Origin of the sequence: Geitlerinema sp. CS-897 (assembly GCF_028368005.1) — a bacterium.
Taxonomy (GTDB): Bacteria; Cyanobacteriota; Cyanobacteriia; order Cyanobacteriales; family Geitlerinemataceae; genus Baaleninema; species Baaleninema simplex.
Window position 1 is genome coordinate 1 of sequence record NZ_JAQNCQ010000254.1, and the last position, 12923, is coordinate 12923.

The 12923-nt window shown below is 53.3% G+C and carries 9 protein-coding genes; 4 read left to right on the forward strand and 5 right to left on the reverse strand.

What is annotated here, in order from left to right; all coding sequences use genetic code 11:
- Positions 1-696 (forward strand): IS1 family transposase (locus tag POG22_RS16065; RefSeq protein ID WP_498906374.1); only part of this gene is annotated, 696 nt, incomplete at its 5' end.
- 196 nt (positions 697-892) lie between these two features.
- On the opposite strand, the gene sbcD is transcribed toward POG22_RS16065, so the two are convergent.
- Genes sbcD through POG22_RS16080 form a run of 3 tightly spaced genes read right to left on the reverse strand, consistent with a single transcriptional unit; the run spans position 893 to position 4136 of the window.
- Positions 893-2131, reverse strand: a complete 1239-nt coding sequence (gene sbcD / locus POG22_RS16070) for an exonuclease subunit SbcD (protein ID WP_498906400.1) — start codon at positions 2129-2131, stop codon at positions 893-895.
- A 52-nt stretch (positions 2132-2183) separates the two neighbouring features.
- Positions 2184-2816: a hypothetical protein gene (locus POG22_RS16075; protein ID WP_150128409.1), complete on the reverse strand. Its 633-nt coding sequence runs from the start codon at positions 2814-2816 to the stop codon at positions 2184-2186.
- Between the two features lie 3 nt (positions 2817-2819).
- Positions 2820-4136, reverse strand: a complete 1317-nt coding sequence (locus POG22_RS16080; RefSeq protein WP_498906375.1) for a hypothetical protein — start codon at positions 4134-4136, stop codon at positions 2820-2822.
- 666 nt (positions 4137-4802) lie between these two features.
- On the opposite strand from POG22_RS16080, the gene psaA reads away from it, so the two are divergent.
- Both psaA and psaB read left to right on the forward strand, forming a co-directional pair.
- Positions 4803-7061 carry a photosystem I core protein PsaA gene (gene psaA, locus POG22_RS16085; RefSeq protein WP_498906377.1) on the forward strand — a complete coding sequence of 753 codons (2259 nt, stop codon included), beginning with the start codon at positions 4803-4805 and terminating at the stop codon, positions 7059-7061.
- A 28-nt stretch (positions 7062-7089) separates the two neighbouring features.
- Positions 7090-9321: a photosystem I core protein PsaB gene (gene psaB, locus POG22_RS16090; RefSeq protein ID WP_017663095.1), complete on the forward strand. Its 2232-nt coding sequence runs from the start codon at positions 7090-7092 to the stop codon at positions 9319-9321.
- 190 nt (positions 9322-9511) lie between these two features.
- On the opposite strand, the gene POG22_RS16095 is transcribed toward psaB, so the two are convergent.
- Entirely contained in the window at positions 9512-10192 is a 681-nt protein-coding gene (locus POG22_RS16095; RefSeq protein WP_498906379.1) for a YdcF family protein, read from the reverse strand.
- A gap of 25 nt (positions 10193-10217) precedes the next feature.
- Positions 10218-10994 (reverse strand): hypothetical protein, encoded by a 777-nt coding sequence (locus POG22_RS16100; protein ID WP_063716530.1) that lies wholly within the window; start codon positions 10992-10994, stop codon positions 10218-10220.
- A 385-nt stretch (positions 10995-11379) separates the two neighbouring features.
- On the opposite strand from POG22_RS16100, the gene ctpB reads away from it, so the two are divergent.
- Positions 11380-12660, forward strand: a complete 1281-nt coding sequence (gene ctpB, locus POG22_RS16105) for a carboxyl-terminal processing protease CtpB (RefSeq protein ID WP_063716532.1) — start codon at positions 11380-11382, stop codon at positions 12658-12660.
- The last annotated feature ends 263 nt before the right edge of the window (positions 12661-12923 follow it).

The following is a 12923-nucleotide window of genomic DNA, read 5'->3' on the forward strand; positions in this document are numbered from 1 at the left end:
ATTGTTAAAAATGGAAGTACCCATAACAAAAAGCCCAAATTTAAATGTAAAGAGTGTGGACGCCAGTTCGTGGAATTTTCAGAAAAAAAGGAAATTTCAAACGAGACTAAAGCTTGGATTGATGACTTACTTCTCGAGAAAATTTCGTCACGCGAGCAATTCCGCGCAAGGAAACTTTCTCGAACCTGGTTACAGAATTATGTAAATCAAAAATATCAACAGACTCCTCGCCAATTAAAGGTTTCATCCAAAAAAAAAGGAAAATTGATTTTGGAGTGTGATGAATTGTTGTCGTTTGTAAAAAACAAGAAAACGAAAATTTGGATTTGGCTAGCTATCGATCGAAAAACACGAGAAATTGTAGGCTTCGCTCTTGGAGATAGAATCCGAAATATGGCTCAACAGCTTTGGGATTTTTTGCCTCCTGTTTATCGACAATGTGCAGTTTCTTACACAGATTTGTGGGAAGCTTATGAAAAAGTATTTCCCTCAAAAAGACTTAAGCAAGTTGGCAAAGAAACTGGAGAGACTTCTCATATTGAGAGATTTAATAACACGCTTCGTCAACGCATTTCTCGACTGGTTCGTAAAACTTTATCTTTTTCAAAAAAATCAGAAAATCACATCGGGGCGATTTTGACTTTTATTCATCATTATAATGAATGCATTAATGAATGCATACAAGTCCAGTTTTGATATCACTACGTTTTGGCCACTACCCACAGGACTAAAGCTAGATAACGCTCCGATATACCGGAACGGGAAAAAGCCGTCATTCGCGAACAACTCGAATGGGGAATGCAAATTCTCGCCGGTTCCTCGAAAACCCACCACCGTTAGGTATTCGTCGATCGCGATGTTTCACCACACCAGACCCAGAGAACCTAGAGAGTTAACTCAGTAACACCCGTTCGTCTTCGTCTAACAGAGTTTGCGCCGCGTCGAGAATGTCGGAATGGATGTCTTTAAGATCCTCGCGACTGTCGAGATAGAGCGTTAAGGCTTCGATCGGATCGACGTGATTTCCGTTGTCGAGGGAGGCGATACGAGGACGACTCAACTGACTGGCGAGTTCTGGTTGAACGGTATAGGTATGAGCGGCTTTCAAGCGAGCGTACAGGACTGACGAATCGATGCGATCGATCTGGTCGGCGCGGAGTTTGTACCGCAAGCGAACGACCGCATCCTCGATGTCGTACTTGGCGATCGCCGCTAACAGCGTATCTTGGGGATTGTCCGAGGTTGACAAATCCGCCGAAACCGTTACGAACGATCGCACCGGAAGCGCACAAAACTCCCAGCGACAGGAACCCGGTTCGACCTCGGCGATGACGTATCCTTTGTCTTCCTTCTCTTCGCTGAAATCCACCCGTTCGATGCTACCGGGGTAGATAACCGGGGGATCGTTTTGAGGATTGAGATTTTGATGCTTGTGGACGTGACCCAAGGCCACGTAATCGAATTCTGGACGGACGAGCAGCGAGAGCGGAACGGTAAACCCTTTACTGACAGCGAGAAACCGTTCTGCGCCAAATTTGGCTTTATCGCTCATCAAGTGTCCTAAGAAAACCGTCGGAATCGAGCGATCGAGTTGTCGAATTTCCCCTTCGAGTGCGATCCGCAGGCGATCGATCAGCAACTGGTTGACTTCCGCCAGAGATAACCCTTCCGTTTCCGGTCGCGTCATCAACGTCGATCGCGTAATCCAGGGTAAAGCGACCACTTGAATCGGGCCGTGTTGGGTCTCGATGCGGTGCGTTTGCAGGCGATCGGCGACGATAAATCGAGGAACGGCGAGAGTCCGGTAGATACATAAACTCGCGCTTCCCTGGCCTTGAGAGTACTGATCGTGATTTCCTACTAACAACACGGTGGGAATGTCCGCTTCGGCGAGGCGGCGAAACTGGCTGGCGAAGGCTTCGGCCACATAGGGAGGAGGCGTGGCGTCGGGAAACGCATCGCCGCCGAACACGACGAGATCGACGGGGTCTTCGATGGCGCGATCGATACAGCGACTCAGAGTCGAAACGAAATCTTGTAAGCGCGTGTTGAGTCCGGTTTCAGGATCGATGCGTCCGTGGGAAAACCCACTTCCGATGTGAATGTCCGACAGGTGGAGGAGTTTGACCATTGCGAGAACGAAACGACGAGAACGAGACAACGACGGTGGCGCGACGGGTACTTCACGGACGATAGCCTCGAAATCCCGACTGACTGCCACGTTCTAAATCTACCGTACAGATAATCGGTTCGATGTCAAAAAGACAGGTGTAAGCGGCGAGGACGAGATCGGGTTGTTGGCGATCGAACACGCGTAGGTCGTACCGATGCGATCGCGCCACCAGTCCCATGTGGTTGACGAACTCGTACCGTTCGAGGTAGTCGCGCAAACTCCACAGTTGTCGGTTGACGACGAGGTCGATGCGGCGTTTTTGGGGATACGCCAACCAGGTTTCGAGGAGTTTTCCGCCGAACTGTTCGGCCACCCACCACACACTCGGTTCGGTCAATCCAGTTTGAGAAATGGTATCGCGACGAACCACCACCTCGGGATCGACAGTTTCCGCTTCGAGGAGTTCGAGATCGAGAGGGTCGCGAGACGGAAGCAACACTTGACGCAGGCGATCGCTGGCGAACACCGGCCAGAGGTAACCTGGAGTCGTTGGGGACGGCGTTGAAGGCGGATAAGAGCGTGCGTTGGCGCGATCGAAGGTGGTTTGTATCGTCCAGGTCGAGGCGATCGAGACGAAAACGACCCACGCTCGCCTTAAGAAGCGACGGTTCGAGCGTCGCGATCGCAGCAAAGACCAGGTCACGGTTTAGATGGAGGATTCTTCCACAGGCGGAGTTTCGAGTTCTTCAGACGTTGGAGGAGTTTCAGGAGTTTCGAGTTCTTCAGATGCTGGAGGTTCGTCTGGCGTGCGATCGCTAGAGGGTTCGACGGGTTCTGCGGGAATTTCGATCTCGGGTTCGACGGGTTCGGTGGGAATTTCGATCTCGGGTTCGGGTTGTCCTTCGGGTTCGGATTGCGCTTCGGGAACTTCGGGAACTTCTTCGATCTCTAGGTCGGATTCGGGAAGACTCGGTTCTTCCGTCTGCGTCTCGCTTTCAGCCTCGGGTTCGACTTCCACGGGAGCAGTGGGAAGCTCGAGTTTTTCTTCTTCTTCGGGGGACGGTTCGATAATTTCGGGAAGGGGTTCGGTGGGTGGAAGTAGCGGCTCGGGTCGTTCGACTTCGGGAGGTTGAGTCTCCGGGGTCACGTTAGGATCGACAATCCCTCGTAACTCTTCGGCAGAGAATTCGGCGGAGACTAATTTAGATAACGTATCTGTAAAATTAGGATCGTAAACGATCGATTCGGCAGTGGTATTAAATGTTTTTTGAACGGGATCGCCTTTCTCATCGATGAATTCGAGCTTGACCCAATTCCGACCGGGTTTGAATCCGCTGAGATAGAACGGTTGCCACCGATCGGTCACGAAACTGTAGCCGTTGACGGTGGCTTTAACGCGCCAGTCTGCGATGTCATCGTCCTCGGATTCTTGCGCGACGATGTGCAGGGGAGCGTTCGTCAGATAGAAATCGAGGAGAATCGGTTCGGCACCGTAAGTCCCACGAGGACGGTTGTAGGTCAGCAGCGGCGCACCGGGATCGGGGGTGTGAGTTCCCGTTTTCGTATAAATATGGAAGGTGGTTTGAGCGTAAGCGCCTTCGTTTTTGAAGCTTTCGTGCCACGGCCGCACCGCGAAGGCTCTCAGGGTATGAGTTCCTGGCGACAGTCCCTCGAGGGTTATCGGGGTGTCGAGGTCGTAGATGGCGCGTTCGGGTTTGTCGTCGAGAAACAGTTGAACGTAGGGGCCTAAGCCGAACGTTTCGTTTTTGAAAACGGGCAAATCCCGCACGTTCAGGCGCACGGTGACGGTATCGTCGTTAACGATACTGTTTGGGTTGGGGCTTTCGATGGAAACTTGGGGACGATAGCGATCGAGAAGCGATCGTAGTCCTTGGATAGTTTTCGGCGGTGACACTTCCGTCACTTGCGGCGTGCGATCGACTGCCGCAGATGTCGCTCTAGGGCGAGTTCCCGTTTCCACGACGAGTTCCGGTTCGCCGCAACTGACCAGACCTAGCGCCAACAATATAGAGAGTTGGAACGCCAGCAGACTTTTCCAAATGGATCGGCGATCGCTATAATTCTGCACGCCTTACACGCTCCCTCAACACGACAGTACCCGTCAGAGCGACCGGACGGACTTGTCAGTCACTATACCGGAAAATGTCGGTTCTGCGGCAGGTCTGGGGAAATCCCCAACTTCCCGTGAGATCGAACCTGCGATCGGACGCTGACTCAGCTCGAGCCGTTATATATACACTTATATATAATAATGACGAAGATCGACTTCTCTCGATTATTATTTCGTTTTATTAAATCAATTTAATTTTTGTAAACATCCGGTAATTTAGCTTGACTTTTAGGTCTAGCCTCGTTATTCAAATGCTCGATCTGTCTGAAATTTTGGTTTGAATTATTTCAACAGAAGACCTATAATCACAAACATACATTCTTAGCTATGACTTCAGGGGATTCAAATCGGCTCTAAACATAAGGTTTGGACTCGATAAAATCCCCGTCTCTCTAACATGAAGCTGACTGCAAGCGACGTAAAAGATAAAAAACTCAACATGGGATTAACAAATCCCAACATTTCGGTATCCAATTATAGAGAGACGGGAGAATCTTCCGCGAAGCGAGCTGAGGATATTGCTGTCCTCGTTACTGGTCTAGAGAGAGGAGAGACTCGATGACGATTAGTCCCCCGGAGCGGGAGGCAAAAAAAGTCAAAGTCTCGGTCGATACGAACCCGGTTCCGACTTCCTTCGAGAAGTGGGGCAAACCCGGTCACTTCGATCGCACTTTGTCTAGAGGTCCCAAAACCACAACCTGGATTTGGAATCTCCATGCTGACGCTCATGATTTCGACAGTCAAACCAGTGACTTACAAGAAGTTTCGCGCAAAATTTTCAGCGCGCACTTCGGTCAACTGGCAGTCATTTTCATCTGGCTGAGCGGTGCGTACTTCCACGGCGCTCGCTTTTCCAACTACGAAGCCTGGCTGAGCGATCCGACGGGCATCAAGCCCAGCGCTCAAGTCGTCTGGCCGATTTTCGGTCAAGAAATCCTCAACGCCGACGTCGGCGGTGGATTTCACGGCATTCAAATTACCTCTGGTCTGTTCCAACTGTGGCGGGCTGGCGGGATTACTAACGAATTCCAACTGTACTGCACGGCGATCGGTGCCTTAGTTATGGCGGCACTGATGTTGTTTGCGGGTTGGTTCCACTATCACGTCAAAGCTCCGAAGCTCGAGTGGTTCCAAAACGTGGAGTCCATGCTCAACCACCACCTCGCCGGTTTGCTCGGCTTGGGGTCTCTGGGATGGGCCGGTCACCAAATCCACGTTTCGCTGCCCATCAACAAACTGCTCGATGCAGGCGTTGCGCCGCAGGACATTCCTCTGCCGCACGAATTCATCCTCGATAGCAGCAAAATGGCCGAGCTGTACCCCAGCTTTGCCAAAGGGCTGACCCCCTTCTTCACCCTGAACTGGGGCGAATACGCAGACTTTCTAACCTTCAAAGGTGGCTTGAACCCGCAAACGGGCGGTCTCTGGCTGAGCGACACGGCACACCACCACTTGGCGATCGCCGTGCTGTTCATCATCGCCGGACATATGTACCGTACCAACTGGGGTATCGGTCACAACATGAAAGAGCTGCTCGAAGCTCACAAAGGTCCCTTCACCGGAGAAGGACACAAAGGTCTCTACGAGATCCTGACCACCTCTTGGCACGCACAACTGGCGATCAACCTCGCCATGATGGGATCGCTGAGCATCATCGTGGCGCATCATATGTACTCGATGCCCCCGTATCCGTACATTGCGACGGACTACCCGACTCAGTTGTCTCTGTTCACCCACCATATGTGGATTGGAGGCTTCCTGATCGTCGGTGCGGGCGCACACGCTGCGATCTTCATGGTGCGCGACTACGACCCGGCTAAAAACGTGGATAACCTGCTCGATCGGGTGATTCGCCACCGGGATGCCATCATCTCTCACCTCAACTGGGTCTGTATTTTCCTGGGCTTCCACAGCTTCGGTCTGTACGTCCACAACGACACCATGCGTGCCTTCGGACGTCCCCAGGATATGTTTTCCGACACCGGAATCCAACTGCAACCGATTTTCGCGCAGTGGGTTCAACACATCCATACCTTGGCGCCGGGTAACACGGCTCCCAACGCTTTAGCGAGCGTAAGTCCTGCCTTTGGTGGCGATGTCGTCGCCGTCGGCGGTAAAGTCGCCATGATGCCCATCACCTTGGGTACGGCGGATTTCATGGTTCACCACATCCACGCCTTCACGATTCACGTGACGGTGCTGATCTTGCTCAAAGGCGTCCTGTTCGCCCGTAGCTCTCGTCTGATTCCAGACAAAGCCGAGCTGGGCTTCCGCTTCCCCTGCGACGGTCCCGGTCGCGGCGGTACCTGCCAAGTCTCTGGTTGGGACCACGTCTTCCTGGGTCTGTTCTGGATGTATAACAGTCTTTCGATCGTGATTTTCCACTTCAGTTGGAAAATGCAGTCGGACGTTTGGGGTACCGTTGCTGCTGATGGTTCGGTATCTCACATCACCTACGGCAACTTCGCCCAAAGTGCCATCACCATTAACGGATGGCTGCGTGACTTCCTGTGGGCGCAAGCATCACAAGTCATCGGTTCTTACGGTTCTGCCCTGTCTGCTTACGGTCTGATGTTCCTGGGCGCTCACTTCGTGTGGGCTTTCAGCCTGATGTTCCTGTTCAGCGGACGCGGCTACTGGCAAGAGCTGATCGAATCGATCGTTTGGGCGCACAACAAACTGAAAGTCGCTCCCGCGATTCAACCCCGTGCTTTGAGCATCATTCAAGGTCGCGCGGTTGGCGTCGCCCACTATCTGTTAGGAGGTATCGCCACTACATGGGCGTTCTTCCTGGCACGGATTATTTCAGTAGGATGATACTCGAACGCATCTCCTTGTAGGACTTATGGCAACGAAATTCCCAAAGTTTAGCCAAGACTTGGCGCAAGATCCGACCACACGGCGGATCTGGTATGGGATTGCCACGGCTCACGATTTTGAAAGTCACGATGGCATGACGGAGGAAAATCTTTACCAAAAGATTTTCGCTTCCCACTTCGGCCACATCGCCATCATCTTTCTGTGGACCTCGGGCAACCTGTTCCACGTCGCTTGGCAAGGCAACTTCGAGCAGTGGATTAAAGATCCCCTCAACGTCCGTCCCATCGCTCACGCGATCTGGGACCCTCAGTTCGGTCAAGGTGCCGTTGACGCCTTCACGCAAGCCGGTGCGTCCAACCCCGTGAACATCGCCTACTCGGGCGTGTATCACTGGTGGTACACCATCGGTATGCGGACGAACGCCGACCTCTATCAAGGGTCGATCTTCTTACTCCTGTTAGCAGCCGTGATGCTGTTCGCAGGTTGGTTGCACCTGCAACCGAAATATCGTCCCAGCCTTTCCTGGTTCAAAAACGCCGAATCTCGCCTGAACCACCACCTGGCAGGTCTGTTCGGTGTCAGCTCTCTGGCTTGGACCGGTCACCTGGTACACGTTGCAATTCCCGAATCTCGCGGTCAACACGTGGGTTGGGACAACTTCCTGACCACGCTGCCTCACCCGGCGGGCTTAGCGCCCTTCTTCACCGGAAACTGGGGCGCGTACGCCCAAAACCCCGACACGGCGAGCCATATCTTCGGCACGTCTGAGGGTGCGGGAACTGCCATCTTGACCTTCTTGGGTGGCTTCCACCCGCAAACCGAGTCCCTGTGGCTCACGGACATGGCTCACCACCACCTGGCGATCGCCGTCATCTTCATCGTGGCGGGTCATATGTACCGGACCAACTTCGGAATCGGTCACAGCATTAAAGAGATTCTGGGCGCTCACAATCCCCCGCAAGGTACGCCTTTCGGTGGCGCCCTCGGTGCCGGACACAAAGGTCTGTACGACACCATTAACAACTCTCTGCACTTCCAGCTCGGTCTGGCGCTGGCGTCTCTGGGGGTCATCACCTCCTTAGTCGCACAGCATATGTACTCGCTGCCTCCCTACGCTTTCATGGCGAAGGACTACACGACAATGGCGGCGCTGTACACTCACCACCAGTACATCGCTGGTTTCCTGATGGTCGGTGCGTTCGCTCACGGCGCGATCTTCTTCGTCCGTGACTACGACCCCGAAGCCAACAAAAACAACGTTCTGGCTCGCATGCTGGAACACAAAGAGGCGCTGATCTCTCACCTGAGCTGGGTGTCTCTGTTCCTGGGCTTCCACACCCTGGGTCTGTACGTTCACAACGATGTAGTGGTCGCTTTCGGCACCCCCGAGAAGCAAATCCTCATCGAACCCGTATTCGCACAATGGATTCAAGCGGCTCACGGTAAAGCCCTCTACGGCTTCGACGTGCTGCTTTCCAACGCTGACAGCATTGCGACCACTGCTTGGCCCAACAACGGTAACGTTTGGCTACCTGGCTGGCTCGATGCTATCAACAGCGCGGGTGCGAGTACGCCCTTCTTGACCATCGGTCCTGGAGACTTCTTAGTCCACCACGCGATCGCTCTGGGTCTGCACACCACGACCTTGATCCTGGTCAAAGGTGCTTTGGATGCTCGCGGCTCCAAGCTGATGCCGGACAAAAAAGACTTCGGTTACAGCTTCCCCTGCGACGGTCCCGGCCGTGGCGGTACCTGCGACATCTCCGCCTGGGATGCTTTCTACCTGGCAATGTTCTGGATGCTCAACACTCTGGGCTGGCTGACCTTCTACTGGCACTGGAAACACCTAGCTGTGTGGCAAGGTAACGTGGCTCAGTTCAACGAGTCGTCCACTTACTTGATGGGATGGTTCCGCGACTATCTGTGGCTGAACTCGTCTCAGCTCATCAACGGTTACAACCCGTTCGGTGTCAATAACCTGTCGGTTTGGGCTTGGATGTTCTTGTTCGCTCACCTGGTTTGGGCGACGGGCTTCATGTTCCTCATCTCCTGGCGTGGTTACTGGCAAGAACTCATCGAAACGCTGGTGTGGGCGCACGAGCGCACGCCTCTGGCGAACCTGGTTCGCTGGAAAGACAAGCCGGTGGCTCTGTCCATCGTGCAAGCTCGCCTCGTGGGTCTGGCTCACTTCACTGTGGGTTACATCTTCACCTACGCCGCGTTCCTGATTGCTTCGACGGCGGGTAAGTTCGGTTAATCTGAACTCCTCCCGTTAGGTAATTGAAAAAGCCCCCTTTGTTCCTTCGGGAGCGAGGGGGTTTTTTACGGTGAGCAGTGAGCAGTGAGCAGTGGGGACAGTGGTAGGGTGCGTGACTTAAAGACAGGAGAAATCTGCTGCTCAAACAGCCAACTCGTCACGCACCGACTCCTTGCCTTCCTTGGTCTTTCTAATTGCTGTCGTCTTCGATTTGGGCTTGGTGTTCGCAGCGGAAGCCGCTGGTTTTCCAGGCTTCGATATCGACTTCGGCGAGGGGCGTTTCTTGTTGGCAGGCAGGGGTGTAGATTTGACTGACAACTGCCCACAGTAGACTTCGCATTACGTCTAAGATCGTTTTGATAAAGAATTCGTTATTGCCGGGAACGCCGACTTCAGGGACGATGTTCGGTTCGACCCAAATGCCGTGAGCGCCGAGGACGATTTGCGCCAGCCAGAGCGATCGCGGTAAATGACTGGCGGAGGTGATGAGGTTGACTTTGCGAACCTTCCATCGCTTTAAAATGGGTAAGCCGTAATAAAAATTACCGAAGGTCGATCGCGCGCAATTTTCCAACCATACGTTATCCATCGGTGCGTTGTCTCGTTGGAAAATCAGATAGATACAGGGGGGTTGCGATCCCGAAGAAACTAGAATTGGAATGTCTGGATGCGATCGCGCGTATTTGGAAATATAGAGTTCTCGTTTGATACTGCCACCGAGGACGAATACTGCATCGAGGGGAAGCTTAGCGTGTTGGTAAGCCAGGGCAAATCCTTTGCCGACGACGAGAAGCAAAGCCAAGAACAATCCGACGCCGATGGCAATAAACCAGCGTTTTCGGCGCCGGGTGGACGAGGTGGGCGAGGACATCGCAAGTTCCGAACGAGTTGTGAGCTTAGTTTGTGGCAGACTCCGGTAGCACGAACCGAATTTCTCCGTTCGGTTGCCGTTCGACTCGCGCTCCCAAGCTCTCCAGTTCCGTTATCGCACGTTGGCGCACGCTATCGTCAATTGCGTTTCTGTAGACTTCTTGCCAGCCGATAAAGAGAGCTTCGACGCTGTTGGGATCGTCCCGTAAGTATTGCGCCGTTCGAGCGTACCGTTCGGCTGCCGAGGTAAATCGGGCTTCTTTAGCCCAGTTCGCGGCGAGTTCGTAAGAGGCGATCGCTCCTTCAATATCGTTTAATAATAAAAATCGGTCTAACGCCTGGAAGAGCGGGAGGATGAAGGCTCTATCGTGCGTTGCAGGCGAAATCGCTTCGATACCGCGATCGAGCAGTTCTATCGTTTTTTCCGGTTTGCCCTGACAGTAGGATACCCCCGAGGAGATAAACATATACGAATTTAAAAAACGAGGATCGCGTTGGGTGACGATCTCGAAATAGCGATCGCTGAGATCGCATCCAGTTTGTTGTCGAGCCTCCTCATCGCCGAAGTACTGCAAATATCGTAAAAACACCCAATCGGCAACGAGGTTGTCAAATCCCAACGTCGGCGATCGCTCGAGCAATTCCAACTGAATCTCCGCTTGTCGTTCCGCTCGAACCGGATCGATTTCCCGACTCGAGACGCGATCGAGACGACTCCACTGCATGGCGATCGCTCCAGCGGCGGCAATCCCAGCCACTACGAACTCGAGGAGAAACCGGAAGGAATACCGAGCGTGTTTCATCGATCTGCTTCCAACACAACTGCTTCCAGCATAGATCGCAAGATTGCGATCGAGGACACTGGGCGAACTGCCATAGAATTGATACATTGAACGAGAGAGCCGAAATACTCTAGAAACAATTCTCTTTCCAGAGCCTGCGTTCGCGACTGCACGTTATCCTTCGTTTTGCCCGCCCCCATCGTTCCCTCGAGTTGGAAGTCGGCAATGTCGAGCGAGTTGTCGATCGACTGACAACTGCCCTCGAACTCAGATGACCGTGGACTCGCCGCAATTCTCAAGCGAAAGTTCGGGAATTCGATGCACCGACCCTGTAGGTCAAGGTAGCTCCACTCGCGCTCGTTCGGTTTGACTATTTCATAGACCCCGTTACTCCACGCGATCCTGCATGAACCGCTCATCAGACCTGTCTTCTTGGAACAAAGCTGCCGCGATCGGTGGCGCGATCGTCACCACAACCCTCTCACTTCTGAGTCCGACCTGGAGTCGCAGCAGTTACGCTGCTCTCGAAACCAGTCCGAAAGCCGTCCTCGACGAAGTGTGGCAAATCGTCAACCGCGATTACGTCGATGGCGAGTTCAATCAAAACGATTGGCAAGCCGTTCGTCAAGAACTCCTCAGCCGGGATTACACTTCTCGCGAACAAGCTTACGCGGCATTACGTCGCGCTTTATCGCAACTCGACGATCCCTATACGCGCTTTCTCGATCCCGAAGAATTTGAAGCCCTCAACAACCAAACTTCGGGCGAACTGTCGGGGGTCGGCTTGCGTCTCGAGCGCAACGATCGCGATCGCCACCTCACCGTCGTCGAACCCTTGCCGAACTCTCCCGCCAGCCGCGAAGGGTTGCGTCCGGGGGACAGCGTGATGGCTATCGACGGCGAACCGACGCGAGACATGAGCGTCGATCGCGCGGCGACCCTGATTCGTGGTGCGGTAGGAACTCCCGTAACCCTCACCCTTTCCCGCAGCGGTCGCAACTTCGACATTACCTTAGTTCGCAGTCGCATCGAACTGCCCGCCGTCACTCATACCCTGCGACTCGAAGGCGACACGCGAATCGGTTACATCCGCTTGAGCGAATTTACCTCTCACGCTCACGAACAGATGTATCGGGCGATCGAAGATCTCAAACAGGAGAACGTTGAAGCCTTCGTTCTCGACTTGCGAGGGAATCCCGGCGGACTGGTCGATGTCAGCGTGCAAATTACCCGGATGTGGCTCGATCGCGGTTCGATCGTGCAAATGGTCGATCGCTACGGCAACCGCGAAAATATCGAAGCAACCCACACGGCTTTAACCGAACGTCCCCTAGCCGTTCTCGTAGACGGTCACTCCGCCAGTGCCAGTGAAATCCTCGCCGGAGCGCTGCAAGATCACGGCCGGGCGACTGTCATCGGCAGTCAAACCTTTGGTAAAGCCCTCGTTCAATCCGTTAACACCCTCTCCGACGGATCGGGACTCGCCGTCACCGTTGCCCACTACTATACCCCCCACGGGACGGATATCAGTCATCGCGGAATCTCTCCCGACATTCGCGTTCGGATGACCGGTGAAGAAGAACTGCTGCTGAGCGTCGATCCCAATTTACTCGGAACCCATTCCGATCCTTTCTACGCTCGGGCGATCGACTTGCTGCAAACGCAAGTGCCGATCGCGTCGAAATAAGATTCAAAAAATAATGTTTGAGGAGATTGTTTTCGGAATCGCTGTCCAAACAGAAAGAAAATAACAACGTCGAACGAGACAATCTTTTAAAATTTCCCCCGTAGCGGTATTACTCGAACGCTACTACGGGGGAAATAAAAAGGGTGCATTTCACTTTTGCGATCGGAACTCCACCCAAGTGGTGTTATACAGTAATGACGAAAAAAATATGCTGTGATTTCAGATTATAATTGGTCTTCAATGCGGCAATGGACATCATGTCA